Below are 24964 nucleotides of genomic sequence, written 5' to 3'. Positions count from 1 at the left end.
AAACACGCAACGCGTGTGCGGCGTGGGGGCATTTCTTATCGCCGGGCCGTCCCAAGATAAGAAAGCCCCCTTGGGGGGCAGCAAACACGCAACGCGTGTGCGGCGTGGGGGCCTCTCTTCAGATTGGGCGTTTGCGCAGCAGGTATTTCTGCTGGCCGTCCATCACCAGCACGCCGTGCTGGTTGCGCACTTCGCTGCGCATGGCCAGTACGCCGGTGCTGCGGCCGGGCGCAAGCTCGGTCACGCACAGGGACGCGTACAAAGTGTCGCCCGAGAACACCGGCTTCAGGAAGCGGCTGCTTTGTTCCAGGAACGCCTTCAGCGAATCCTCCACCATGTGCGGGAACAGGCCGGCGCCCGCCGCCGTCTGGATGGCCACCTGGAAGCCGTGCGCCAGCATGTGCGGCATGCCATGGGCGCGGCAGTACTCCACGTCGTAATGCACCGGGTGGTTGTCGCCGCTGGCCAATTGGAAAGCAGCGAACAGCGCGTCGGTCATGGTGCGGGAAGGCAGGTTGAAGACCTCGCCGATCTCGAAGTCTTCGAAGTAGCGCTGGGCGCACAGTTGATGCTTGATCATGCCGGGGTCCTGTTCGGAAGAGGTTGCATGGGAATTTGATCGGAGGGTCATCAGTTCGCGGTCATGTTGGCCGCGCGGGCGACCTGGCTCCATTTCTTCAATTCGCTGTCCAGGAAGCTGGCCAGCGCGGCGGGCGACGGTTCGGTTTCCAGCACCAGGCCCATGTCGTAGGCACGGCGCTTCAAGGCCTCGTCTTGCAGCGCGGCCTGCAGGGTCGACGTCAGCGTCTTGATCACCGGGGCGGGCGTGCCGGCAGGCGCGAACACGGCGTTCCAGGTATAGGCTTCGTAGCCCGGGATGGCCTCGGCGATGGCCGGCGTATCGGGCGTCTGCGGCAAGCGCTGGCGCATCGACGTCGCCAGCAGGCGCACCGTTCCGGCATGCACCTGCGCCAGGCCGGTGGGGGCGCTGTCGATCATGAATTCCAGGTGTCCGCCGATGACGTCGGCCATGGCGGGGGCGCTGCCCCGGTAGGGCACATGCATGGCGCGGGTGCCGGCCAGGTAGTTGACCAGTTCGGCGCCCAGGTGCGGCGCGCTGCCGATGCCCGCAGAACCGTAGTTGACCTTACCCGGACGGGATTTCAGATAGGCCAGGAATTCCGGCAGCGTCTGCACCGGCAGGGCTTTGTTGACGACCAGCACCAGCGGCGCCTTGGCGGCCAGGCCCACCGGGGCGAAGTCTTCGACGGTGCGGTAGGGCAGCGTCGCGTGGATGCTCGGGTTGACGGCATGCGCCACCGTGGTCAACAGCAAGGTGTAGCCGTCGGGCGTTGCTCTGGCGACCGCTTCCGTGCCTACCAGCGTGCCGGCGCCGGTGCGGTTTTCAACGATGATCGTGGTGCCCGCCTGGCGACCCCAGCTTTCAGCCAGGGCGCGGGCGAAAGTGTCCGTCGGGCCGCCGGCGGCGTACGGCACCACCAGCTTCACCGGTCTTGCGGGAAAGCCAGACTGCGCCCAGGCCATGGGGGCGGCCGCCAGCAGGCCGATGGCCGCAGCCAGTTTCCGGGCCGGCGCAGCCCAGCGGGATAGGGGGTTCATGGTTTGTCTCCGTTCGTTGTTCTGCCTGCCGGATCGCGCCGGGTTCTCCCGGCGAATGGCGGCGGCTTCGGGTTTGTTCCCTGGTTTCGGCAAAATATAAAGACGATGATCCCGGGCGAACAGTCGAATGTTTTTTGCTCGGCTTAGAACCTTTCTAACAGTGGCTTTCCCTGCCGGCATGGCGGGGGTTGCGGGGTGACGGCATTGCGTTACGAACTGACCGACTTGCGTGTTTTCATGGCCATCGCCGAGGCCAAGAGCCTGACGGGTGGCGCGTCCGACCTGCATCTGACGGCGCCATCGGCCAGTTACCGGCTGAAGAACCTGGAGCAGGCGATGGGGGTGCCGCTGTTCGTGCGCACGCAAAAAGGCATGACGCTGACGCCGGCCGGCATGACCGTGCTGCGCTACGCGCAGACCATCTTCGCCAACGTCGAACGCCTGCAGGGCGAAATGCGACGGCACACGGATGGCGTGGAAGGGCACATCCGGGTGTTCGCCAACAGCAGCACGATGAGCAGCCTGCCCGCGGCGCTAAGCCGGTTCCTGGCGGCCTATCCCAACGTCAATATCGACCTGGAGGAACGCCTTAGCGCCGATACGGTCAAGGCGGTGCTGGACGGGCATGCGGACGTGGGGCTGGTGGCCGGCGCCATCGAGATGCGGGGCCTGGAGTTCATTACTTACGGCAAGGACGAACTGCTGTTCATCATTCCGCCGCGGCATCCGCTGGGCCTGCACCGGCGCGTGTCGCTGGAGGCCGCGCTGGCGCACGATATCGTGGCGATCGGCCGAAAAAGCAGCAACTTCCTGTACCTGCAGCAGATGGCCGAGCAACTGGGCATCAAGCCGCGGGTCCGCGTGCACGCGCCGAACTTCGATGCGGTCTTGCGGTGCGTGCAGGAGGGCGCGGGCATTTCGCTGGTGCCGCGCTCGGTCGCCGCCGCCGCGCTTTTGCAGGGCAAGGTCGAAGGCGTGGAGATCGAAGAGGCCTGGGCGGTGCGCGAACAGCGCGTGGTGATGCGCAGCATGGAGTCGTTGCCGGTCTTCGCGCGCGATTTCGTCGGCTATGTCACCGAGCTCACCCCCGTCGACGCTGGCGATTAGAGAATCTTGAAGCGCGGTTAAAAATTATCGACTGGCCGCGGTGCGCAAGGCGTTCCTATAATTTTTTCGATGGCCGGCCCGCTTGACAGGCCGGCGCCCCTTCGACGCGCAGGAACCCATGACCGCAGAATTGAAACCCTTGGACGGCATCACTGTCGTCGCGCTTGAGCATGCCGTGGCGGCCCCGTTCGCCAGCCGCCAATTGGCGGACCTGGGCGCCCGCGTGATCAAGATCGAACGCCCGGGCACGGGTGATTTCGCCCGTGGCTACGATGCCGCGGTGCATGGCCAATCGTCATTCTTCGTGTGGGCCAACCGGGGCAAGGAAAGCCTGTGTCTGGACCTGGAGCACCCCGCCCAGCGCGGGGTACTGCAGCGGCTGCTGGGCGGGGCCGACGTCTTCATCCAGAACCTGGCGCCCGGGGCGGCGCAGCGCAAGGGCCTGGACTTCGCCGCCTTGCATGCCGAGTTCCCGAGGTTGATCGTGTGCGATGTCTCGGGGTATGGCGACAGCGGCCCGTTTCGCGAGAAGAAGGCCTACGACCTGCTGATCCAGGCCGCGGCTGGATTGATTTCCGTCACGGGCACCCCTGATGCGCCGGCGCGCACGGGCATATCGATCGCCGATATCTCGGCGGGCATGTACGCGTATTCCGGAATCCTGACGGCCTTGCTGCAGCGGGGCCGCACGGGCGAGGGGCTGCGGGTGGAGGTCACCATGCTGGAGGCGCTGGCCGAGTGGATGTCGTATCCCTTGAACGCCGCCCGCTATGGCGGGTCGCCGCCGGCGCGCAACGGCGTGGCGCATCCGGCCATCGCCCCGTACGGCCAGTATCAGGCGGGCGACGGCAAGGACATCATTTTCGGCCTGCAGAACGAGCGCGAATGGGGGCAGTTCTGCGCGGGCGTGCTGCAAGACCCTGCCATTGCGCAAGACGAGCGGTTTTCGTCCAACGTGCTGCGCGTCGCCAACCGGCAGGCGCTGGATGCCCGTATCGCGGAATGTTTTGCGCCGCTCTCGCGCGAGGACGTGCTGCGCCGGCTGGATGAGGCCGGCATCGCCAATTCCGCGTTGAACTCCATGCATGACGTCTGGGACCATCCGCAGTTCGCCGCGCGCGGCCGGTGGCGCGACGTCGCCACGCCGGCGGGGCCGATCCGCGCGCTGCTGCCGCCCGCCACGCTGTCGGGCATGGAAGCGGCGATGGGCGACGTGCCGGCGCTGGGCCAGCACACGGAGGCGATCCTGGCCGAGCTGGGGGTCACGTTGCCCGCATGACGTTGCCGGTATGACGCTGGCCGTGCGCTGCCGCCCGGGTGCGCCGTGGCGCAATGCTACTGACTGCCGTCGACGTAGGGCCGGGACTGCAGAATCAGGATCTTGTCGCCCTGCACGGCCCATTCGATGTCCTGGTCGACGTTGCCCAGGCGCAGCTTGATCTGGCTGCCTACGGCGGCCAGCCGGGCGACGAGCGCGTCGTTCAGCACCTGGCGGGACCCTTCGATCGGCACTTCGCGCACGCCACCCGCCTTGTCCGCCACCAGTTGCGTGTCTTCGGCCGACCGGCTCAGCACCTGCACGGCCTTGGACCAGCTGGAATACATCAACTGTTCCGCCTGGCGCTTGCCTTCCACCACTTTGATACCCAGGCCGCGCTTGGCCGAGATGTACGTCACGTAGCGGCGCGAGGCGTCGAAAGGGTCGCGCGTGATCATCACGCCCGAACTGTCCGAGGCCGCCGCCTGCTGCACCAGCACGGCCATCACGACGCCGTCCTGGCCGATGCCGGCCGCGCGCCGCGCCTCGTAGGCTTCGAAGTTGTAGACGGATGCCCACACCGTCTGTATCGCCCGGGGCAGCGCGTCGGCTTGCGTCACGTTGGGCACCGTGGTGTAGAGCCCCGCGCCGCTGAACCCGGGCAGGTCTTCGGAATTCGACGAGCTGCGCACGAACACGCCGCGGCCCTGCAATTGCTGTTGCCAGCGATCGCGCCACGCGGCGGCAAGCGCCGGGTCGGGCGGGGCATTGACGATGTCCTGGCGCAGGGCGGCGAGCTCGGCGCGGCGGACATTGGCGTCGCTGGCGAAATCCGGCCGCCGCTCGAGGGCGGCGATGCGTTCCGGCACGTGCAGCTGCTGCATGAACGCGGCGTACTGCGCGAAGGGGATGCAGAAGCCGTCGGGCACGCTGGCCAGCGGCGCCAACGCGGATTTCAGCGCGCCCAGGTTGGCCGCCTTGACGCCGCAATGGCGGCTGTCGCGGGTCGCCATGCCGGTCAGCGGCTTGATGGACTTGACGGTCAGGTCGGGCTTGGGCAGCGGCAGGCCGGCCGCCTTGGGGGCAGGCGTCGCGGGCGTGTCGGGCTTGGCGATGGGCCGCACCTGGTAGCCGTTGCTCGATACATTCAGCTCCACCCATTGGCCGTCGTAGTCGCGCAACGCGGCGACGCCGTCGCGCACATAGGCGTTGGGGATGCGCCAGCCTTTCGCCAGCAGGTTCACGTGCGACAGCAGGGTGGAGGGCCGTTGCGTGATCAGGCCCGCCACGGGCGGCAGCGCTACCGGCACTTCGTCCAGCACCAGGATGTCGGTCGGGGCCAGGTCGGGCGTGTCTTCGACCGAGGCCACGATGCGCAGGCGGCCTTGGGCGTGCCCGGTATTCAGCGGCAGGAAGGTCTGTTCGCGCAGCAAGGCTTCCTGGGTCACGAAGTCCAGGCCGGCGCGTTGCGCCGTCTGCTCGTGCATCGTGGAGTTGGCCTTGAAGCGAAGCGGCGCGTAGAAGGTGGCGCGCAGCCGTTCCCCGGTCAGGGCCAGCAGTTCCGGCGTCAACCGGTCGCCCTCCCAGAACTCATAGGTGTAGCCGGGCAGGTCGCGCTGCCAGCTCAGGGTGCCGAACAGCAGGCGGCGCTGCGGGTCCTTGTACTGGGCGATCAGCGTGGCCTTGTCCGCGCCGGGCAGCAGGCGGCGTTCGCGGGCGAAGTTCTCGTGCAGCGAATAGCGCGGCGTATCGATGTAATACATGCGGTCGGCGTGCTTGCGGTCGATCACGAACAGCACATGCGGGATTTCAAGCGGCGTGCCCGGGTTGTAGACGCGGGCCAGTTGCTGGAATTCCGCCTGGGTGCGGATCTGGCCAAGAAACGCGGGGCCGGCGCGCTTGGCGTCCGCTTGCGTGCGCGCGTCGACTTCGTCGGCGCGCAAGGGCCGGGCGTTTTCGTAGGGGGAGGGCTTGCGGGCGGTCTGCGCCTGGGGGGCGGCGCCGATGCCGGCGGCCAGGAGGCCGAACGCGGTCAGGACAAGCATTCGGCACGGCCGGCGGGGCAGGCCAAGACGACGTGATGCAGGCGATGGGCGCATGAAAAGGCGGGCGAGTCGCAGGGAGTTGCGATGATATCGGAGCGCCTGCGCGCCGCCGTGGACGGATGTGTCCAGATGTACCCAGTCATTTTCCTAAAGGCCGTCGGACTTACAAATACCCAATTTCAGGGATACGCGGCCAGCCGCGGATCCCGTGTAATTCCAGTTCGGCTGTATGTCGCGCCGGCGACGCGGGAGCCCGACCGTTTTTGCACGCGCTGACGGTAAGGGTTTCCCGTAGGGCCTTTGCGCAGGGGCAGCAGCATCTGCTGCCCCTGTTTTTTTCCTGGAGGCCGCTTCCGCCGAGGACATCGCCCAAAATGCAACAAGGCCCCCACTGGGGCCTTGTTTTTCTTGCCAGCCTGAACCGGAATCAGCCTTCGGCCGTTTCCGCCAGGACGCGCTTGGCCTCTTCGGCCACGCGCTCGGGGGCGGTGCCGCCGATGTGCTTGCGTGCGGCAACCGAGCCTTCCAGGGTCAGCACCTGATGGACGTCGTCGCCGATCTGGGCGTGGTAGGCCTTGAGTTCGTCGGTGGACAGGTCGGCCAGGTCGCAGCCGCGCTGTTCGCAGTCGCGCACGGCGTGGGCCACCACTTCGTGGGCGTCGCGGAAGGGCACGCCGCGCTTGACCAGGTAGTCGGCCAGGTCGGTGGCGGTGGCGAAGCCTTGCAGGGCAGCGGCGCGCATGTTGTCGGCCTTCACCTTGATGCCGGCCGCCATGTCCGCGAAGATGGTCAGCGTGTCGCGCACGGTGTCGACGGTGTCGAACAGGCCTTCCTTGTCTTCCTGGTTGTCCTTGTTGTAGGCCAGGGGCTGGCCTTTCATCAGGGTCAGCAGGGCGACCAGGTTGCCGTTCACGCGGCCGGTCTTGCCACGGGCCAGTTCAGGCACGTCGGGGTTCTTCTTTTGCGGCATGATCGAGCTGCCGGTGCAGAAGCGGTCGGCCAGGTCGATGAAGCCCACGCGCGGGCTCATCCAGAGCACAAGCTCTTCGGACAGGCGCGACACGTGCGTCATGATCAGGGCGCCGGCGGCGCAGAATTCGATGGCGAAGTCGCGGTCGGACACGGCGTCCAGCGAGTTGCGGCACACGCCGTCGAAGCCCAGCGTCTTGGCGACGCGTTCGCGGTCGATCGGGAACGAGGTGCCGGCCAGCGCGGCCGCGCCCAGGGGCAGGCGGTTCACGCGGCGGCGGCAGTCGGCCAGGCGCTCGGCGTCGCGGCCGAACATTTCGGCATAGGCCAGCAGGTGGTGGCCGAACGTGACGGGCTGGGCGACTTGCAGGTGGGTGAAGCCCGGCATGATGGTGCCGGCGTTGTCCAGCGCGACCGCGGCCAGCGCGTGGCGCAGTTGGCGCAGCAGGTCTTGCAGGTTGTCGATTTCGTCGCGCAGCCACAGGCGGATGTCGGTCGCCACCTGGTCATTGCGGGAACGGCCGGTGTGCAGGCGCTTGCCGGCATCGCCCACCAGTTCCACGAGGCGCTTCTCGATGTTCAGGTGCACGTCTTCCAGGTCCAGCAGCCATTGGAAGCTGCCGGCGTCGATTTCGGACAGGATCTGGGTCATGCCGCGCTGGATGTCGGCCAGGTCCTGGGCGCCGATGATGCCCTGGGCGGCCAGCATGTCCGCATGCGCGAGCGAGCCCTGGATGTCGTGGCGCGCCAGGCGCTTGTCGAAATCCACGGAAGCCGTGTAGCGTTTTACGAGTTCGGAGACCGGTTCCGAGAACCGGGCGGACCAGGCCTGCGCCTTATTGGCGAACTGGTTTTGATCGGAGGAGGGAGTGTTTGCCATGATGGGCGGAATTATAGGGCCTGCCGCCGATGCGGCGCACGCGGCGGGGTAGCATGGCCCCGATATCGCCGTGCCGGAACCTTGGCCCGGCGCGACTTGTCGGATAATCCACGGTCAGTTTCAAGAACTTAGAGCGAGAACACGACATATGCCCCTGGAATGGGAAGAACTGGTTACCCAACTTGATACCCACATGCCGCGCGAGGCCTGGGCGCAGACGCTGGTCGGGATCGGCGTGCTGATCCTGACGGCGCTGTTCGTCCAATGGGTCGTCGCCCGGGTGGTGCTGATGCTGGCGCATCGGGTGCTGGTGCTGAGCGGCCGGGGGGACTGGGATAAAGCCTTGCAGCACCGCCGCGCGTATCACAATTTTTGGTACGCGGTGCCGTTCATGGTGGTGTCGATGGGCATCGACCTGGTGCCGCACGTCGAAAGAGCGGTGACCATCGTGGGCAGGCTGGCGCATGCGGGCGCCTGGATCTGCGTGTTCATCGCGTTCTCGGGGGTTCTGAGCGCCTGGCAGGACACGTATTCGGCCACGACGCGGGCGCAGACCCGGTCGATCAAGGGCTATATCCAGATCGGCAAGCTGATCCTGATGGCGGTATGCACCGTTTTGGTGCTTTCCATCCTGATCGACCGGTCGCCGCTGTGGATGATCTCGGGCCTGGGCGCGTTGTCGGCGGTGCTGCTGCTGGTGTTCAAGGACACGCTGCTGTCGCTGGTGGCCAGCACCCAGCTGACCAGCAACGACATGCTGCGCATCGGCGACTGGATCGAAATGCCGCAGTCCAACGCGGACGGTTTCGTCAAGGACATCGCGCTGCATACCGTCAAGGTGCAGAACTGGGACAACACCGTCACCACGGTGCCGACCTACAAGCTGTTTTCGGAAAGCTACCGCAACTACCGCCACATGTTCGAATCCGGCGGCCGGCGCATCAAGCGCACCCTGCGGATCGACGCGTCCAGCGTGCGTTTTCTGACCGACGACGAGGCGCAGCGCCTGATGCGTTTCCGCCTGCTGCACGACTATTTGCAAGCCAAGACCCAGGACATCGCCCAGGAGAACCAGACGATGGGCGAACTGGCCAGCGTGCCGACCAACCGGCGCCGCCTGACCAATATCGGCACGTTCCGGGCCTATGGCCTGGCGTTCCTGAAGCAGAACAAAGAGGTCCGTCAGGACATGGCGATGATGGTCCGCATGATGGAGCCCACCGCGGACGGCATTCCGGTCGAGGTCTATTGCTTTACGGCGGTGACGGCCTGGGTGGAGTACGAGCGGATCCAGGGCGACATCTTCGACCATCTGCTGGCCGTTCTGCCGGAACTGGGCCTGCGCCTGTACCAGCAGCCGTCCGGCGCCGATATCGGCGCGATGGGCAGCTATCTGCGCGACGGCGCTGTTCAGGCAGCCTTGGCGGGCGAGCGCGACCGCCAGGCCCTGGCCCCGCCGATGGAGGGCATCCCGCCCGAGCGCGGGCTGACCGACGACAAGATGCCCCGATAGGCGGGGCGCCCCGGGGCGCCGTGAGATAATCCGGGGGTTGGAACTTAGTCTTCATTGACCCAGGCGATCACCCCGATGTCGAACCCGTTCTTCAACCTGTATTCCCACGGCTTCGCCCGGGTAGCGGTCGGCGTGCCCGAATGCCGGGTCGCCGACCCCGCATTCAATGCCGCGCAGACCATCGAGCTGGCGCAGCAGGCCGCCCAGGGCGGCGCCGTGCTGGTGGCGTTTCCCGAACTCGGCCTGTCGGCCTATACCTGCGACGACCTGTTCCACCAGAAGGCCTTGCTGGACGAATGCGAGGCGGCGCTTGCCCTGGTGGTGCAGGCCACGGCCGAACTGGATATTGCCGTCATCGTCGGCGCGCCGCTGCGCGTGTCGCACCAGCTGTTCAATTGTGCCGTCGTGGCCGCAGGCGGACGCGTACTGGGCGTGGTGCCCAAGAGCTACCTGCCCAACTACGGCGAATTCTACGAAGCCCGTCAGTTCAGCGCCGCCGATTGCGCCGCCGCGACCGAGATCCGGCTGCTGGGCGAAACGGTGCCTTTCGGGCCCGAGCTGCTGTTCCAGATGGAAAAGCTGCCGCTGTTCCAGTTCCACGTTGAAATCTGCGAAGACGTCTGGGTGCCCATCCCGCCGTCCTCGTTCGCCGCGCTGGCCGGGGCGACCGTGCTGGTGAACCTGTCGGCCTCGAACATCGTCGTGGGCAAGTCGGAATACCGCCATCAGCTGGTGGGGCAGCAGTCGGCCCGCTGCCTGTCGGCCTATATGTACACCTCGGCGGGGCGCGGGGAATCTTCCACCGACCTGGCCTGGGACGGCCAGGCGCTGATCTACGAAAACGGCGAACTGCTGGGCGAATCCGAGCGCTTCCTGAACCATTCCCATCTGCTTTTCTCGGACGTCGACCTGGACCGCCTGTCGCGCGAGCGCATGCGCCAGACCACGTTCGGCCAGTCGGTGCGCCGCCACCAGGACGAGGTCCGCAAGTTCCGCGCCGTGCCGGTGCCGGTGAACCCGCCGCTGGACGACGCCGAGCTGCCCCTTGAACGGCGCGTGGCGCGCTTTCCCTATGTGCCGGCCGACCCCCAGCGACGCGACGCGCGCTGCAAGGAGGTCTACAGCATCCAGGTGCAGGCGCTGGTGCAGCGCTTATCGGCCAGCAAGATGTCGAAGGTCGTCATCGGCATTTCCGGCGGGCTGGACTCCACCCACGCGCTGCTGGTCTGCGCTCAGGCCATGGATACGCTGGGTCTGCCGCGCGCCAACATCCTGGCCGTGACCATGCCGGGTTTTGCCACCAGCACCCGCACGCTGCAGCAGGCGCGCCGGCTGATGGCGGTGGTGGGCTGCACGGCGTCCGAAATCGACATCCGCCCCAGCTGCCTGCAGATGTTGAAAGACCTGGGCCACCCCTATGCGGACGGCAAGCCGGTCTACGACATCACGTTCGAAAACGTGCAGGCGGGCGAACGCACCAACCACCTGTTCCGCCTGGCCAATTTCAGCAACGGCATCGTCATCGGCACGGGCGACCTGAGCGAGCTTGCACTAGGCTGGTGCACGTACGGGGTGGGCGACCACATGTCGCATTACAGCGTCAACGCCAGCGTGCCGAAGACGCTGATCACGCATCTGGTGCGCTGGGTGGCCGAGTCCGGCCGCCTGGGCGGCGAGGGCGCCGAGGTGCTGCTGGACGTGCTGGGCACGGACGTCAGCCCCGAATTGGTGCCGGGCGGCGCCGACGACAAGCCGGTGCAGAAAAGCGAAGACGCCATCGGCCCGTACGAGCTGCAGGATTTCAACCTGTACTACACGCTGCGCTACGGTTTCGCGCCGACCAAGGTCGCCTTCCTGGCGCTGGCGGCCTGGCGGGACCGCGATGCCGGCGCCTGGCCCGACGCCGGCCATGTGGTCCGCAACCAGTACGATCTGGCCGCCATCAAGCGCAACCTGAAGATCTTCCTGGACCGGTTCTTCCGCACAAGCCAGTTCAAGCGCACCTGCGTGCCGAACGCGCCCAAGGTCGGGTCGGGCGGTTCGCTGTCGCCGCGCGGCGACTGGCGCGCGCCCAGCGATTCGGAATCGGTGGTGTGGATGCGCGACGCCGAGCGCATACCGGACGCGGCCCCGGACGCCTGATACGGGTTCTCCCGCTACTGCGCCGCGATGCCGGTGGTATTCTCTTAGTCATTGCGCCTTGCCTGCCGCGACGGCAGGGCAAGGCGCCGCAACAGATCAAAAACCCAGGACGACCAACGTGAAACAAGTCACCGCCATCATCAAACCCTTCAAGCTCGACGAAGTCCGCGAGGCGCTGGCCGAAGTCGGCGTCAGCGGCTTGACCGTGACCGAGGTCAAGGGTTTTGGCCGTCAGAAAGGTCATACCGAGCTCTACCGCGGCGCGGAATACGTGGTGGACTTCCTGCCCAAGATCCGCGTTGAAGTCGTGCTGCCCGATGACCAGGTGGAAGCCGCCATCGAAGCCGTGGTCAAGGCTGCGCGCACCGGCAAGATCGGCGACGGCAAGATCTTCGTCAGCCCGGTCGAACAAGCCATCCGCATCCGCACCGGCGAAAGCGACGAAGAGGCGCTGTGAGCCTTACCTGTATTCCATTGCGGTGAGCGGCGGCGGTTCCTCCGCCCGAGCTCATCCGCAACGCTGCGGCACCTTGCGCAGGCTCTCCGTATATCCCAGCGCCGCCACGCGGTCCGCCAGCTTCGCATAGGCCGCGTCGCTCAGGCACGGCACGCGGGCCATGATCCACACGTAGTCGCGCTTTGACCTGCCGATGATGGTGGTCTGGTAGCCGTCATCCAGATAGGCGATGACGTATTCAGCTTCGATCGGCCAGAAAAACTGCATGCCCCAGACGGCGTTGCCCGTGCCGGGCCGCACGGTGGCCACGGGATGCATGGCATCCTCCTTGGCATCGAAGCTGCCTTTGCGGTAGCGGAAATCGGTCTGGATCCTGCCGTCCGGCAATAGCCGATAACTTTCCACGGCGTCATAGGCGTGGCGTTCGGGCCAGCTGGGAATATGCGCGATCACGTACCAATCGCCCATGAAGCGGGGCAGGTCGACGTGGTCTACCGGCGGCATCGGCGTGGGTGCGGCGCACCCGGCCAGCACCCCCACGACGCCGGCGCACAACGCGCGCAACCGGGCCGGTCTCATGATGGACGCGTGAACCGGTAGTGGCCCACTCCCCATTGTTGCCCTTCGTCATAGCCAAAGAGTTCCGCGCACGCTATCCAGAACATGCGCCAGCGCTGATTCCACAGGCCGGCGTGTGGTCCGTAGGCATGAGTCAGCACCGCCTTGGCCTGCTCGCGGCGGGCATCCTGGTTGGCCAGCCAGTGGTTGGCCGTGCGCGCGTAGTGCATGCCGTTGAGAAACCATTTCGCTTCCAGCTGCAGATCCCGCTGGAAGTGCAGCAGCGTATCGACTGCAGGCATGATGCCGCCCGTGAAGAAATGCCGCCCCATCCAGTTGCTGGCGCCGCCGGTTTCGAACGGATAGGCCCGTTCGCGGTGGGCGAAGATGTGCACGAACAGCTTGCCGCCGGGACGCAGCCATTGGCCGATGTGCGCCATCAGGTCCTGGTAATTGCGCATGTGTTCGAACATTTCGACTGAAACGCAGCGGTCGTAGGCGCCAGCGGGCAGCGACAGCACGTTCACGTCGCAAGTGACGACCTGTACGTGCCGCCAGCCGCGTTCGCGGCAGCGCGCCTCGATGTGCTGGCGCTGCGTCGCCGAGTTCGAGACGGCAGTGATGCGGGCGTTGGGGAATTGCTCGGCCATCCATAGCGTCAACGAACCCCAGCCGCAGCCCAGTTCCAGGATGTCCTGGCCGTCGGCCAGTTCCGCGCGATCGCCATATAGATGCAGCATGGCGGCCTCGGCCGCATCCAGCGTCTCGGCGCCCGTCGGGTAATAGCAGCTGGAATACTTCATGCGGGCACCCAGGCAAAGCTGGAAGAACGCGGTGGGCAGCTCGTAGTGCTGCGCATTGGCGGCGTCGGTGTGGATCGCCACTGCGCTAGTGCGCAGGCTGGCGATCAGCTGCTGATCGCGGGCCGTCCAGGCGTCGATGCCGCCGGCATATTCCGCCGACAGGCGCTCGGTACACAGGCGGCGTATCCCCAGGCGCAGCAGCGCGTCGGGCACCAGGCCGCGTTCGGCCAGGCCGAGCAGGCCGGGGGCGGGGCGGTCCGCGGCGAGCGGGGTGTCATGCAGGGTGGCGGTCGTCATGGCGTGCCTCGTCAGGATTTGGGAAACCACGGAAAGAAGGCCGACGTGCGGCGTTGGTAATCGCGGTAATCGTCGCCGCGTGTCCGCAGGGCCTGCTGCTCGGTGAAGGGGATGCCGCTGATCCAGCGCAGGAACCCATACATCAGCACCGGCCCCAGCCATGACAGCCACGCAAGCGGGGAGCCCCATGCCAGGGCCACATAACCGAACCAATGGCACCATTCGAAGAAATAGTTCGGATGCCGCGAATAGCGCCACAGGCCATCGCGGCAGGTGTTGCCGCGATGCGCCGGGTCGTTGCGAAAGCGCTCCAGCTGATGATCGGCCATGGCCTCGCCCGCCAGCGCTACCAGCCAGACGGCGACGCCCAGCGCAACCGTCAGACCGTGCGCCGGGCTGGCGCCAACGGCCACGAACGGCAGGCTGAACAGCATGACCAGGCCCGCCTGGAACATGAACAGGCCGAAGAATTTTCCCTGATGGCCGTGCCACCGTTCGCGTAGCGCTCGGTATCGCCCGTCTTCTACCTGCCGCACACGCCGCCACAGATGAGCGGCCAGTCTCAGGGACCAGATTCCGGCCATCACGGCCAGACAGGCCCGTGGCAGCCGTGCGCCTTGCCCGGTCGCCGCGATAAGCAAGGCGCTGCCTCCCATGCCCAACGCCCAAACCACGTCGACGATGCCTGCATTGGCGCGGCGGCGCTGCCAGTCCCAGGCCGCCGCCATGGCGACAACCATGAAGCCGGCGATGCACGACCATTGCTGAAAGGGGGTCATGCCGTCTCCGGTATCCAGCGTTCACCCGTGCTTCGGGCGCCGGGGCGGGTCAGCAGCAGGTGCGAGACGCCGATTGAACGTTCGCGGAAGCCGCCCTCGCAGTACGCCAGATAGAACTCCCACAGACGGCAGAAGCGGGCGTCGAAACCCTGCGCCTTGACCTCGGGCAGATGCGCCAAGAAGCGTTCGCGCCAGGCCTGCAAGGTGCGCGCATACGACAGGCCGAAGTCTTCCAGGTGCACCAGGGCCAGGTCGCAGGCGCGGGTCTTGGCACGCAGCATGGCCTCGATGGAGGGGATGAAGCTACCGGGGAAGATATGGCGCTTGATGAAGTCGACGGAGGCCAGCGCCTGGTGGTAACGGTGGTCTTCGATAGTGATGGCCTGGATAAGGGCGCGGCCCTGCGGATGCAGCAGTCCCGCGACTTTGCGGAAGTAGGCCTCGAGATAGGGCGCGCCGATGGCCTCGACCATCTCGATGGAGACCACTTTGTCGTATTGGCCTTGCAGGTCGCGGTAGTCCTGAAGCACGACGTCGACGCGATCGTCCAGGCCGGCGGCGCGTATGCGTGCGGCGGCCAGGGCGTGCTGTTCGCGCGAGATGGTGGCGGTGGTGACGTGGCAGCCGTAGTGGCGTGCGGCATGGACGGCGAATCCGCCCCAGCCGCTGCCGATCTCTACGACTCGGTCGCCCGGCCGCAATTCGAGCTTACGGCAGATGGTGTCCAGTTTGCGCCGCGACGCGGCTTCCAGCGTGTCGTCCGCGTCCGTCCACATCGCCGACGAATACATCAGGTCAGGCGACAGGAACAGCGAGAAGAAATCATTGCCCAGGTCATAGTGGGCCGCGATATTGCGGCGGCTGCCTTCAGGCGTATTGCGGTTGCCGGCGTGCCAGCATTTGAGGGCCCAGCCGGCTAGCCGCGCCAGCCCGGATTCCATGCCGTCCAGGGCGTCGCGGTTGTGCACCAGCAGACGAACCAGGGCGACCAGGTCGTCGCAGGACCACATGCCGTCGCCGAACGCCTCGCCGGCCCCAACGCTGCCTTGCGTGGCGACGAGCCGGTAGAAGGCGATGTCCCGGACGGTCAGGCGCACGAGCGCGCCGCCGTCGCCAAGCGTCGCGCAGCCCAGGCTGTCTTCGATGGCCAGCCTGCCGCCGGCCAGCTGCGAGAGGCCGGCGAACAGCCGCCTGCGAAGCAGGCGGTCCAGGGCGCTGACGGGACGGCTTGCCGCGACGGCGGCGTGTTCGGATGGCGTCATGGCTTTCATTGCGGTTCTCCGTCAGACGTGCGGGGATGGTCGTGGATGGGGTTGCGCTTGAGCCAGAGGCGCAAGGCCTGCCAATGGATGGCGCCTATCACTTGCAGCGTCATCAAGGGATAGCGCCACAGCAGGCGCGCCAGCGCCGCGCTGTCCAGTTCGTGCCGCCGCAGGGTCAGATGGGCGTCGAATTGCGCCTGATCCTGGCGGCTGACGCGCATGTGCACCCGTAGGTCTTCGCCCGGCGTGCTGAAGCGCCAGTCGTAGGCGCAATCCATCGGCATGAAGGGCGACACGTGGAACTGCTTGTCGAAACGCCAGATCAGGGATTGCCCCTGCCGGTCAGCGGCATTGACCGGCAACACGATGCAGTGGCGCTGCTTCCAGGGCGTGTTGGTGATCTCGGCCAGAATGGCGGCCAGGGTCACGCCATCGGCTTCGTAGCAGTAGTAGAAACTGACCGGATTGAAGACATAGCCCGCATAGCGCGGATGCGCCAACAGGCGGACGGGCCCGTCGGGCGCATCATGCATGGCCGCGCGCAGGCGCGCGCGCACGGCCTGCGCCAGCGGCAGGCCGTGCGCGCCGTCCAGATAATCGCTGCGCCGCCACTCGGCCAGGTTTGGCCGATTGGCCGACCACAGCCAGTGATGCAGGAAGACCCGATCGATTTCATCCAGATCCAGGTACAGCTGTGCCATGCGGTAGCTGAAGCCGTGCGCGTGCGGCACGTGGCGCCTGTGCGCCACGCAGCCTTCATAGACGGCGCTTTGAAGGGTCATGCCGCCACCCGGGACAAGGGCGCGGTCCGCGACTGGATGCCGCGCACCACGTCGAGCGCACTCGCCACGCCGTCTTCATGAAACCCCCAGCCCCAGTACGCGCCCGCGTACCAGGTGTGGCGATGGCCGGAGACCTCGGAGCGGCGGGCCTGTGCGGCCACCGACGCCACGGTGTAGACCGGATGGTGATAGCGCATGCGGGCCAGCACGTGCGCGGGGTCGATGGCCTCGCTGCGGTTGAGCGTCACGATGAAAGGCAGGCGCGAGTGCAGTCCCTGCAGCAGATTCATGCAGTAGCTGACGGAACATGGGCTTGACGGATCCGCCGGGACATAGGCATTCCACGCGGCCCAGGCTTTGCGCCGGCTTGGCAAGATGCGCGCATCGGTGTGTAGAACGACATCATTGTCCTGATAGGGAATCGCGCCCAGCACCTGGCGTTCGGCCGGGGTCGGGTCCGTCAGCAGCTTGAGGGCCTGATCGCTGTGGCAGGCGAAGACCACTTCGTCGTAATGCGGCCGGCCGTCGCCCGATTCGACCACCACGCCTGTCGGCTGGCGGCTGACCTTACGCACTGGGCTGTTCAGGCGCTCAATCACGTTCCAGCGTGCGCGCAGCGCGCGGACATAGCTGGCCGACCCGCCTTTGACCACGCGCCATTCGGGCCGTTGCCCGACCTGCAGCATCTGGTGATTGGCCATGAACTGCACCAGATAGCGCGCCGGGAAGTCCAGGATGCGCGCCGCTGGCGATGACCACAGCGCTGAGGCCATCGGGAGCAGGTGATCGGTTCGAAATGCGTCGCCGTAGCGGTGCTGGGCCAGATAGTCGCCCAGTGTCGGACCGGGGCCGTCGGTGGCCAACAGCGCAGGGGATTTGCGATAAAAGCGCAGCAAGTCGCGCACCATGCCCAGGAAGCGGGGGGATAGCAGGTTGCGGCGCTGGCAGAAAAGCGTGCCGAGCGACGCCGCGTTGTACTCCAGGCCGGTCGCCTGCTTGTGCACCGAGAAGCTCATGGTGGTGGGCTGCGATGGGACGTCAAGCTCCTTCAGCAGGGCCGTGAACTGCGGATAGTTGACGGGGTTATGCACGATGAAGCCGCTGTCTACGGCATAGCGCCGCCCATCTTGTTCCACGGAATGGGTATGGGTATGGCCGCCCAGATAGTCGTTGGACTCGTACAGCGTCACGTCATGGTCGCGGCCAAGTTTCCATGCGCAGACCAGACCCGCGATTCCGGAACCGATGATGGCGATGCGCATGCTCATTCCTTGGCGCGAGTCAGCACCCATGCGGGCACGGGTTTCAGGTCCCAGATCAGGCCCGTGGCCGCCAGCAGGCGAAGGCCATACCAGGTGATGTCGATTTCCCGGGCGCGGAAGCCCTGGCGGGCCGAGCCGGGATAGAAATGGTGGTTGTTGTGCCAGCTTTCGCCAAAGGTAAGCAACGCCAGCCAGGCGTTGTTGCGGCTGTCGTCCGAGGTGTCGTAGCGGCGTTTGCCGTAGCGGTGCGCCAGCGAATTGATCGTGACCGTGGCATGGAACAGCGCCACCGTCGAGATGAAAAAGCCCCATACCAGCATCTGTGGCCCGCTGGTGCCCAGTCCAGGGGAAAGGTGTTCCAGCGCGGCGCCCAGGGCATAACACAGCAGTGCCAGCGCGACGGGCACGACCGCATCGAAGCGGTCCAGCCAGCGTAGTTCGGGGTAGCGGCGCAGGTCCGGCACACGCGCCATGTCGGTCGCGAAGGCGCGCGGCGTCAGGAACCAGCCCATGTGGCCCCACCAGAAACCATGGCGGGCGGGCGAATGCAGATCTTGTTCGTCGTCCGCGTGGCGGTGATGGTGGCGGTGGTGGGCGGCCCACCACAAGGGGCCGCGCTGGACGCACGAGGCGCCCAGCACGGCAAAGACGAGTTGCGCGCCGCGCGAGGTGCGGAAGGTGCGATGCGAGAAGTAGCGGTGGTAGAAGCCCGTCAGGGCGAACATGCGCACGGCATACAACACCGCCGCGACGGCCAGGGCCACCGGCGATACGCCGGTCCACAGGGTGCCCAGGCACCCGGCGTGCAGCAGGGCGAAGGGCAGCGCCCGCGTCCAGTCGATACGGTCGGGGTCGCCGTCGGGCACTCCGTCAGTCTGGGTGTCTACCCAACGGCGTATCGAGGCGGTCCAGCCGGTGAATTCGGGGCGCATCTTCGTATCCTGTTCGAGACTTGTAGGGATATACGAGTGTCGGGATACCGTGGATGCATGGGTGAAAACCCCTAGTTGCAGCGGCTTTTCGCTGCCGTGGCCGGCTGGGGCGGCGCATCGGGTCCGGCCACAAACCTGCTCAGATCGTCCAGCACCGGTGCGCGCCAGCGCAGCGGACGCGCCAACGCGCCGACCGCGAGCTTGTGGCCCAGGCCGGGGTATTCGACGAGACGCGCGCAGGCGCCGGCCGCGCGCAAGGCCAGGGCGAGGCTGGCGCTGTTGCGTTGAGGATCGACGATGGTGTCGGCGGTGCCGGTCAGGATCAGGCCTGGGGGAGCCGCGGCGCTGACGTGGCGGATGGGTTGCGAATCCGCCGGCGTATCCGGAAACCGGAACACCGGCCGGACGTCGCGGGCGACGATGGGCAAGAAATCATAGGGGCCGGCCAACCCGATCCAGCCGGCGAGCGCACTTGGCGCCATGCCGGCCTCGCGCAGCCAGCGCGGGTCCAGCGCCAACATGGCGGCGATGTACCCGCCCGCGCTATGTCCGGCGACGAAGAGCCGGCCGGGGTCGCCGCCGTAGCTGCCGACATGCTGTTGCGTCCAGGCGACAGCCAGGGCGGCGTCTTGCAGAAAGGCCGGGTAGCGGACCTCGGGGTAGAGGCGGTAGTCGGCGATGACGGAGACGATGCCGCGCGAAGCGAGCGCGTCGCCCACGAACCGGTAGTCGGCCCGGTCGCCGCTACGCCAATTGCCGCCATAGAAGAACACCACCACGGGTGCCCGATCCGCATCCAGCGGAGCATAGATATCCAGGCGCTGGCGCGGCAACGGGCCGTATGCGAGCCCGGGCGCGGCGTGGCTCGTGCCGTCGGGCACGGCGCCATTAAGCAGCGTCAGTGGGGAACATGCCGCCACCAGGACCAGCAAGGCCAGCGCCAGGCCGGCGGCCAGAAGCATCTCGAACGGGCCGCGCGGGCCGGTTCCTATCCAGGAAGACATGGGGTGCTCCGCAAAGGGGACACCCTTGTATACGGGCCAGTGCCCGCGCTGGATGCAGGCCGGATCTTCCGGCAGGCGCCGCTTCCTCCGTGCCCGCTAGCGGATCAGCTGATTCATCTCAAGAATCGGCATCATCACCGCCAGCACGATCAGCAGCACGAATCCGCCCATCAGCAGGATCAGCGCCGGCTCAAGCAACGCCGTCATCGCCATGGCGCGCCGCTCCAGGTCGCGCGACAGGTTCTGCGCGCCGCGGTCCAGCAGTTCGGGCAGGCGGCCGGTTTTTTCGCCGCTGGCGATCAGATGCACCAGCAGCGACGGAAAGACCTTCTGCGCGCCCAGCGAGGCCGATAGCGCCGCGCCTTCGCGTACGCGCTCGGCGGCTTCGTCCACGGCCTGGCGCAGCACGTCGTTGCTCAGGGTGCGGCGAGCGGCGTCCAGCGCAGTCAGCAGCGCCACGCCGCTGCCGCACAGGATCGCCAGCGTGGACGCGAAACGCGCCGCGTTCACGCCCAGCACGAAGCGTCCGGCCAGCGGCAGCCGCAACACGCGCGCATGCCAGGCGCGCCGCGCCGCCGGCGCCCGCAAGGTGTAGCGCCACAACGCGATCAGCAGCACCAGCGCCACGCCCGTCGCCATGCCCCATTCGCGTACATAGTCGGACAAGCCCAGCATCACGCGCGTCAGCAACGGAAGCTGCTGTTTGGCGTGGTTGAAGGCGGACACCACTTGGGGCACCACATAGCCCAGCAGGAAGATCACGATGATGACCGACACGCTGCCCACCACCGCCGGATAGATGAACGCCGTCATCACCTTGCTGCGCAAGGTGTTGCGCTCTTCGATGTAGTCCGCCAGCTTTTCCATCACCTGCGCCAGGTCGCCGGATTCTTCGCCCGCGCCGATCAGCGCGCGGTAGATCTCGGGAAAGTCGCGCGGGCGCGCCGCCAGCGCGGTGGACAGCCGGTGGCCGGCGCGCACGTCGTCGCGCACGCCGCCCAGCGTGGCGGCGATGTGCTTCTTTTCGGCCTGCTCCAGCGTCGCGGACAGCGCGGCATCCAGCGGCAGCCGCGCGGCCAGCAGGCTGGCCAACTGGCGCGTCAGCCACGCCAGGTCGGCGTCGGACAAGCGGGTGTGCAGGCTGGCGCCCAAGCCTTCCGCGCGCGCCGCCAACGCGGTGGACAACGGCAACAATCCGCGACCGCGCAACTGATTGCGGGCGCCGCGTTCGGAGTCGGCATCGATCGTGCCGCGCACGATTTTTCCAAGCGCGTCGGTCGCTTCGTAACGGAAGGATGGCATGGTGAAAGGCAGAGGGCGCACGCAAATGCGAAACGTGCAAAAGCCCCGAATTTAAAGGGTTTCCAGCCGATATGTTGCATGTCAAATATGACCGTAGTGTTGCACTGTCACCCCGTATACTCCGACGCGCTTTCACGTTTTTTCACATGATTTCACGTCTCAGGCACCTATCTCGTCATGCGTCATCTTGCGCAGTTCAGCCTTGCGGTCTTGCTTGCAGCAAGCCAAATCGGACCGGCACTCGGCACGGCCCACGCCCAACAGGCAGACAACCGTGTCAGCCTGAATTTCGTCGACACCGATATCCTCGCCGTGTTGCGCGCGCTGTCGCTGTTCACGCACCGGAATTTCCTGGTGGATCCCCGCGTGAAGGGCAAGCTCACGTTGGTGTCGGACCGGCCCGTCGATAGCGGACAGGCGCTGGCCATGCTGACCGGCGCGTTGCGCCTGCAGGGGTTCGCGATCGTCGATGTGGACGGTGTGACGCGCGTGGTGCCCGAGGCTGACGCCAAGCTGCAAGGCAGCGCGGTGGTGGGCAACACGCGGCCCGCTGCGCCCGCGGCCGGTACGCCGGCGGGCGGCGCGGCACGCGGGCCGGTGCCCGTGGCGGCGTTCGCCAAAGGCAGCAGCAGCGGCGAGATGCTGACGCGCGTGTTCCCGTTGAAATACGAGAACGCCGCGAACCTGGTGCCGGTGTTGCGGCCCATGGTGCCGCCGAACAACCCCATCAACGCCTACCCCGGCAACAACACGCTGGTGGTGACGGACTATGCGGACAACCTGGAACGGATCGCGCAAGTCATCGCGCGCATCGACGTGCCCAGCTCGATCGACACGGACGTGGTGCCCGTGCGGTCGGGCATCGCCACCGACATCGCCATCCTGGCGTCGCAATTGCTGGATACGCAAAGCAGCGATCCCACCCAGCGCATCGCCGTCGTGGCCGACCCGCGCAGCAATAGCGTGCTGGTGCGTTCGGGCAGCCCCGCGCGCACGCGCCTGGCCCGCGACCTGATCCTGAAACTGGACGCGCAACAGAACCGCGCGGGCAACCTGCACGTGGTCTACATGCGCAACGCGCAGGCTACGCGCATTGCCGAAGTGCTGGGCGGCTTGCTGACTGGCCAGGCGAATGCCGCGCCGGGCGCCAATGGTGCGGCCGGCGGCGCTGCGGGCCCTACGGGCGGCGCCCAAGGCGGCGCGCGTGCGCAGAACACTTCGGCGAACTCCGGCGCCCAGGTGGGGCAGGGCATGTCGGGGTCGTCCAAGGGCGGCTTGTCGGGCGAACAGGAACGCATCGCGCGCGAAGACAACAGCACGCAAGCCGTGTCGTATTCGGCGGGCGGCGCCACCATCCAGGCGGATCCGGCGACCAACTCGCTGATCATTTCGGCGCCGGAACCGCTGTACCGCAGCCTGCGTGAAGTGATCGACCAGCTGGACCAGCGCCGGGCGCAAGTGCTGGTGGAAAGCCTGATCGTGGAAGTCAGCGAACAGAAGGCCGCGGAATTCGGCATCCAGTGGATGACGGGCGCGGGCAACATCAACAGCGGCGGCACCAGCTTCATCGGCGGCACCAACCTGGGCGGCAGCGGCATCACCGGTACGGGCCCCACCTCCATCGACGCGCTGGGCGGCGGTTTGAGCCTGGGCGTGGTGAAGGGCACGGTGGACGTGCTGGGCAACAAGGTCATCAACCTGGGCGTGCTGGCGCGCGCCATGCAGAACTCGGGTGAAGCCAACATCCTGTCCACGCCGAACCTGCTGACGCTGGACAACCAGTCCGCCAGCATCCTGGTCGGCAAGACCGTGCCCTTCGTGACGGGGCAGTACGTGACCTCGGGCAGCAACGGCAGTTCCAACCCGTTCCAGACGATCGAACGCGAGGACGTGGGCTTGAAGCTGAACATCCGTCCGCAGATTTCGGAAGGCGGCGCGGTCAAGCTGGACATCTATCAGGAAGTCAGCAGCATCGACGAAAGCCGCTCGAACGCCACCACGGGCATCGTGACCAACAAGCGCGCCATCGACACCAGCGTGCTGATCGACGACGGCCAGATCATCGTGCTGGGCGGCCTGCTGGAAGACAACGTGACCTTGACGACCAACGCCGTGCCCGGCTTGAGTTCGCTGCCACTGATCGGGTCGCTGTTCCGCTACGACTCGCGCAAGCGCACCAAGACCAACCTGATGGTGTTCCTGCGGCCCTACGTCGTGCGCGACGCGAACCGCAGCGCCAGCGTCACCATGGACCGCTACGACTACATGCGCCGCGCCCAAGGCGCCGTGCAGCCGGCCGAACATTGGGTGCTGCCGGACATGCAGGCGCCGATGCTGCCGCCGCCGGGCTCGGCGCCGTCGGTGTCGAACAATGCCTATGACCTGCGGCCGGAACAGCAGGCGGCGACGATGCGCCGGCCGGCGCCCGCCACCGTCGAATCCTTCGCCGTCCGTCAGTATCCGGGCATGGCGCCCCATCGCGACGCGTCGACCCCGTTGCGCGTATCGCAATCGGTCCCTATGGGCGCAGCGGTGGACCCCGAGTCGCTGCTATGAGCGCGCATCCCTTGCCCTATGCCTGGGCGCGGGCGCAGCGCGCCGTGTTGTCGCTGCGCGCGGGGCAGGTGCAGTTGACGGTCAGCCCGCGCACCCCGGAATGGGCGGTGCGCGAGATCCGGCGTTGCCACGGCGATATCGCCTTGGCGCAGGTGGACGACGAGGCGCTGGAGACGTTGCTGACGGCGGCCTATAGCCATTCCGAAGATGCCGCGTCCGTCATGGGCGTGGCCGAAAACGAGATCGACCTGGACCGGCTGCTGCAGGACATGCCCGAAGTGGCGGACCTGCTGGAGGCGCAGGACGACGCGCCCGTGATCCGCATGATCAACGCGCTGTTCGCGCAGGCGGCGCGCGACGGTGCCAGCGATATCCACATCGAGCCCTTCGAGACGCATTCGGTGGTGCGCTACCGCGTGGACGGCACCTTGCGCGACGTGGTGTCGCCGCGCAAGGCCCTGCATGCCGCGCTGATTTCCCGCATCAAGATCATGGCGCACCTGGACATCGCCGAAAAGCGCTTGCCGCAGGACGGCCGCATCGCGCTGCGCGTGGGCGGACGGCCGATCGACGTGCGGGTGTCGACCCTACCGACCGGGCATGGCGAACGCGCCGTGCTGCGCTTGCTGGACAAGGAGGCGGGACGCCTGCAGCTGGAGCGCCTGGGCATGTGTCCGGAAGTGCTGATGCAGTTGGACCGCCTGATCCGCCAGCCCCACGGCATCGTGCTGGTGACGGGTCCGACGGGCAGCGGCAAGACCACCACGCTCTATGCCGCGCTGAGCCGGCTGGACGCCGCCACCAGCAATATCCTGACGGTCGAAGACCCGATCGAATACGACTTGTCCGGCATCAGCCAGACCCAGGTCAACGCGAAGATCGACATGAGCTTCGCGCTGGCGTTGCGCGCCATCCTGCGCCAGGATCCCGACGTGATCATGATCGGTGAAATCCGCGATCTGGAAACCGCGCAGATCGCCGTGCAGGCCTCGTTGACGGGCCACCTGGTGCTGGCCACGCTGCACACCAACGACGCCGTGTCCGCCGTGACGCGCCTGACGGACATGGGCGTCGAACCGTTCCTGCTGGCATCGTCGCTGCTTGGCGTGCTGGCCCAGCGGCTGGTCCGCAAGCTGTGTCCGGAATGCAAGAAGCCCGCCATGCTGGACGGCAGGCAGGTGTTCCATCCGGTGGGGTGCCCGGCCTGCAACCACACCGGCTATAGCGGGCGTTCGGGCATCCACGAGCTGTTCACGGTGGACGACGAGGCCCGGCGTCTGATCCACGAGGGCCGCGACGAGCGCGAGTTGCGCCTGGCCGCGGTGGCGGCGGGCATGCGGACCATGCGGCAGGACGGCCAGCGCTGGGTGGACGGCGGCCAGACCGCGCCCGAGGAAATCGTGCGCGTCACGCGCGACGCGTAGCGCGGGCAAGTA

The 24964-nt window shown here is 66.8% G+C and carries 20 protein-coding genes; 7 read left to right on the top strand and 13 right to left on the bottom strand.

What is annotated here, in order from left to right:
* Nucleotides 1-118: 118 nt before the first annotated feature.
* Both A9973_RS17600 and A9973_RS17595 read right to left on the bottom strand, forming a co-directional pair.
* Entirely contained in the window at nt 119-580 is a 462-nt protein-coding gene (locus tag A9973_RS17600; protein ID WP_183015010.1) for a MaoC family dehydratase, read from the bottom strand.
* A gap of 50 nt (nt 581-630) precedes the next feature.
* A complete protein-coding gene (locus A9973_RS17595) occupies nt 631-1620 on the bottom strand; it encodes a tripartite tricarboxylate transporter substrate binding protein (RefSeq protein WP_183015009.1) in 990 nt (329 codons plus the stop codon).
* A gap of 204 nt (nt 1621-1824) precedes the next feature.
* On the opposite strand from A9973_RS17595, the gene A9973_RS17590 reads away from it, so the two are divergent.
* Nucleotides 1825-2727, top strand: a complete 903-nt coding sequence (locus A9973_RS17590; RefSeq protein WP_183015103.1) for a LysR family transcriptional regulator — start codon at nt 1825-1827, stop codon at nt 2725-2727.
* A gap of 118 nt (nt 2728-2845) precedes the next feature.
* On the top strand, nt 2846-4006 hold the full coding sequence (locus tag A9973_RS17585; RefSeq protein ID WP_183015008.1) for a CaiB/BaiF CoA-transferase family protein: 1161 nt from the start codon (nt 2846-2848) through the stop codon (nt 4004-4006).
* A gap of 56 nt (nt 4007-4062) precedes the next feature.
* Here A9973_RS17585 and A9973_RS17580 read toward each other — a convergent pair whose 3' ends face one another.
* Both A9973_RS17580 and argH read right to left on the bottom strand, forming a co-directional pair.
* Nucleotides 4063-6030 carry a PEP/pyruvate-binding domain-containing protein gene (locus A9973_RS17580; RefSeq protein ID WP_183015007.1) on the bottom strand — a complete coding sequence of 656 codons (1968 nt, stop codon included), beginning with the start codon at nt 6028-6030 and terminating at the stop codon, nt 4063-4065.
* 427 nt (nt 6031-6457) lie between these two features.
* Entirely contained in the window at nt 6458-7879 is a 1422-nt protein-coding gene (gene argH / locus A9973_RS17575) for an argininosuccinate lyase (RefSeq protein ID WP_169272684.1), read from the bottom strand.
* A gap of 148 nt (nt 7880-8027) precedes the next feature.
* On the opposite strand from argH, the gene A9973_RS17570 reads away from it, so the two are divergent.
* From A9973_RS17570 to A9973_RS17560, 3 genes are all read left to right on the top strand, one after another.
* Nucleotides 8028-9392, top strand: coding sequence for a mechanosensitive ion channel family protein (locus tag A9973_RS17570; RefSeq protein WP_183015006.1), 1365 nt, complete (start codon nt 8028-8030; stop codon nt 9390-9392).
* A gap of 75 nt (nt 9393-9467) precedes the next feature.
* Complete coding sequence (locus A9973_RS17565) at nt 9468-11534, top strand: NAD(+) synthase (protein ID WP_183015005.1); 2067 nt, start codon at nt 9468-9470, stop codon at nt 11532-11534.
* A gap of 118 nt (nt 11535-11652) precedes the next feature.
* Complete coding sequence (locus tag A9973_RS17560; protein WP_006218942.1) at nt 11653-11991, top strand: P-II family nitrogen regulator; 339 nt, start codon at nt 11653-11655, stop codon at nt 11989-11991.
* Between the two features lie 51 nt (nt 11992-12042).
* Here A9973_RS17560 and A9973_RS17555 read toward each other — a convergent pair whose 3' ends face one another.
* From A9973_RS17555 to gspF, 9 genes are all read right to left on the bottom strand, one after another.
* A complete protein-coding gene (locus tag A9973_RS17555; protein ID WP_183015004.1) occupies nt 12043-12570 on the bottom strand; it encodes a lipocalin family protein in 528 nt (175 codons plus the stop codon).
* The gene (locus A9973_RS17550; protein ID WP_183015003.1) at nt 12567-13649 is read right to left on the bottom strand and encodes a cyclopropane-fatty-acyl-phospholipid synthase family protein; all 1083 of its coding nucleotides are present in this window, start codon (nt 13647-13649) and stop codon (nt 12567-12569) included. The genes A9973_RS17555 and A9973_RS17550 overlap by 4 nt, the downstream gene beginning before the upstream one ends.
* A gap of 11 nt (nt 13650-13660) precedes the next feature.
* Nucleotides 13661-14428 carry a DUF1295 domain-containing protein gene (locus A9973_RS17545; protein WP_183015002.1) on the bottom strand — a complete coding sequence of 256 codons (768 nt, stop codon included), beginning with the start codon at nt 14426-14428 and terminating at the stop codon, nt 13661-13663.
* The gene (locus A9973_RS17540) at nt 14425-15699 is read right to left on the bottom strand and encodes a cyclopropane-fatty-acyl-phospholipid synthase family protein (protein WP_183015001.1); all 1275 of its coding nucleotides are present in this window, start codon (nt 15697-15699) and stop codon (nt 14425-14427) included. Before A9973_RS17540 ends, A9973_RS17545 begins: the two co-directional genes overlap by 4 nt.
* Nucleotides 15696-16472, bottom strand: a complete 777-nt coding sequence (locus A9973_RS17535; protein WP_183015000.1) for a DUF1365 domain-containing protein — start codon at nt 16470-16472, stop codon at nt 15696-15698. The genes A9973_RS17540 and A9973_RS17535 overlap by 4 nt, the downstream gene beginning before the upstream one ends.
* Nucleotides 16469-17734, bottom strand: coding sequence for an NAD(P)/FAD-dependent oxidoreductase (locus A9973_RS17530; RefSeq protein ID WP_220805552.1), 1266 nt, complete (start codon nt 17732-17734; stop codon nt 16469-16471). The genes A9973_RS17535 and A9973_RS17530 overlap by 4 nt, the downstream gene beginning before the upstream one ends.
* Nucleotides 17735-17736: 2 nt before the next feature.
* Nucleotides 17737-18666, bottom strand: a complete 930-nt coding sequence (locus A9973_RS17525) for an acyl-CoA desaturase (RefSeq protein ID WP_220805551.1) — start codon at nt 18664-18666, stop codon at nt 17737-17739.
* Between the two features lie 71 nt (nt 18667-18737).
* On the bottom strand, nt 18738-19670 hold the full coding sequence (locus A9973_RS17520; protein ID WP_183014998.1) for an alpha/beta hydrolase: 933 nt from the start codon (nt 19668-19670) through the stop codon (nt 18738-18740).
* A 96-nt stretch (nt 19671-19766) separates the two neighbouring features.
* Nucleotides 19767-20972, bottom strand: a complete 1206-nt coding sequence (gspF, locus tag A9973_RS17515) for a type II secretion system inner membrane protein GspF (RefSeq protein ID WP_183014997.1) — start codon at nt 20970-20972, stop codon at nt 19767-19769.
* 177 nt (nt 20973-21149) lie between these two features.
* Here gspF and gspD point away from each other — a divergent pair, with 177 nt between their 5' ends.
* Both gspD and gspE read left to right on the top strand, forming a co-directional pair.
* On the top strand, nt 21150-23528 hold the full coding sequence (gene gspD, locus A9973_RS17510) for a type II secretion system secretin GspD (RefSeq protein ID WP_183014996.1): 2379 nt from the start codon (nt 21150-21152) through the stop codon (nt 23526-23528).
* Nucleotides 23525-24952: a type II secretion system ATPase GspE gene (gspE, locus tag A9973_RS17505; protein WP_183014995.1), complete on the top strand. Its 1428-nt coding sequence runs from the start codon at nt 23525-23527 to the stop codon at nt 24950-24952. The genes gspD and gspE overlap by 4 nt, the downstream gene beginning before the upstream one ends.
* Nucleotides 24953-24964: the final 12 nt, after the last annotated feature.

It is taken from the genome of Achromobacter sp. UMC46 (assembly GCF_014170335.1).
Taxonomy (GTDB): Bacteria; Pseudomonadota; Gammaproteobacteria; order Burkholderiales; family Burkholderiaceae_B; genus Achromobacter.
Note: the sequence above shows the minus strand (reverse complement) of the source record. Positions and strands in the feature narration are given on the sequence as shown.

Bases quoted from the DNA above. Each gene is read 5' to 3' on its own strand.
- A9973_RS17550 (WP_183015003.1), bottom strand. From the start codon at position 13,649: ATGACGACCGCCACCCTGCATGACACCCCGCTCGCCGCGGACCGCCCC.
- A9973_RS17520 (WP_183014998.1), bottom strand. From the start codon at position 19,670: ATGTCTTCCTGGATAGGAACCGGCCCGCGCGGCCCGTTCGAGATGCTT.
- A9973_RS17535 (WP_183015000.1), bottom strand. From the start codon at position 16,472: ATGACCCTTCAAAGCGCCGTCTATGAAGGCTGCGTGGCGCACAGGCGC.
- A9973_RS17595 (WP_183015009.1), bottom strand. From the start codon at position 1,620: ATGAACCCCCTATCCCGCTGGGCTGCGCCGGCCCGGAAACTGGCTGCG.
- gspF (WP_183014997.1), bottom strand. From the start codon at position 20,972: ATGCCATCCTTCCGTTACGAAGCGACCGACGCGCTTGGAAAAATCGTG.
- A9973_RS17585 (WP_183015008.1), top strand. From the start codon at position 2,846: ATGACCGCAGAATTGAAACCCTTGGACGGCATCACTGTCGTCGCGCTT.
- A9973_RS17570 (WP_183015006.1), top strand. From the start codon at position 8,028: ATGCCCCTGGAATGGGAAGAACTGGTTACCCAACTTGATACCCACATG.
- gspD (WP_183014996.1), top strand. From the start codon at position 21,150: ATGCGTCATCTTGCGCAGTTCAGCCTTGCGGTCTTGCTTGCAGCAAGC.
- gspE (WP_183014995.1), top strand. From the start codon at position 23,525: ATGAGCGCGCATCCCTTGCCCTATGCCTGGGCGCGGGCGCAGCGCGCC.
- A9973_RS17530 (WP_220805552.1), bottom strand. From the start codon at position 17,734: ATGCGCATCGCCATCATCGGTTCCGGAATCGCGGGTCTGGTCTGCGCA.
- argH (WP_169272684.1), bottom strand. From the start codon at position 7,879: ATGGCAAACACTCCCTCCTCCGATCAAAACCAGTTCGCCAATAAGGCG.
- A9973_RS17540 (WP_183015001.1), bottom strand. From the start codon at position 15,699: ATGAAAGCCATGACGCCATCCGAACACGCCGCCGTCGCGGCAAGCCGT.
- A9973_RS17525 (WP_220805551.1), bottom strand. From the start codon at position 18,666: ATGCGCCCCGAATTCACCGGCTGGACCGCCTCGATACGCCGTTGGGTA.
- A9973_RS17555 (WP_183015004.1), bottom strand. From the start codon at position 12,570: ATGAGACCGGCCCGGTTGCGCGCGTTGTGCGCCGGCGTCGTGGGGGTG.
- A9973_RS17580 (WP_183015007.1), bottom strand. From the start codon at position 6,030: ATGCTTGTCCTGACCGCGTTCGGCCTCCTGGCCGCCGGCATCGGCGCC.
- A9973_RS17565 (WP_183015005.1), top strand. From the start codon at position 9,468: ATGTCGAACCCGTTCTTCAACCTGTATTCCCACGGCTTCGCCCGGGTA.
- A9973_RS17545 (WP_183015002.1), bottom strand. From the start codon at position 14,428: ATGACCCCCTTTCAGCAATGGTCGTGCATCGCCGGCTTCATGGTTGTC.
- A9973_RS17600 (WP_183015010.1), bottom strand. From the start codon at position 580: ATGATCAAGCATCAACTGTGCGCCCAGCGCTACTTCGAAGACTTCGAG.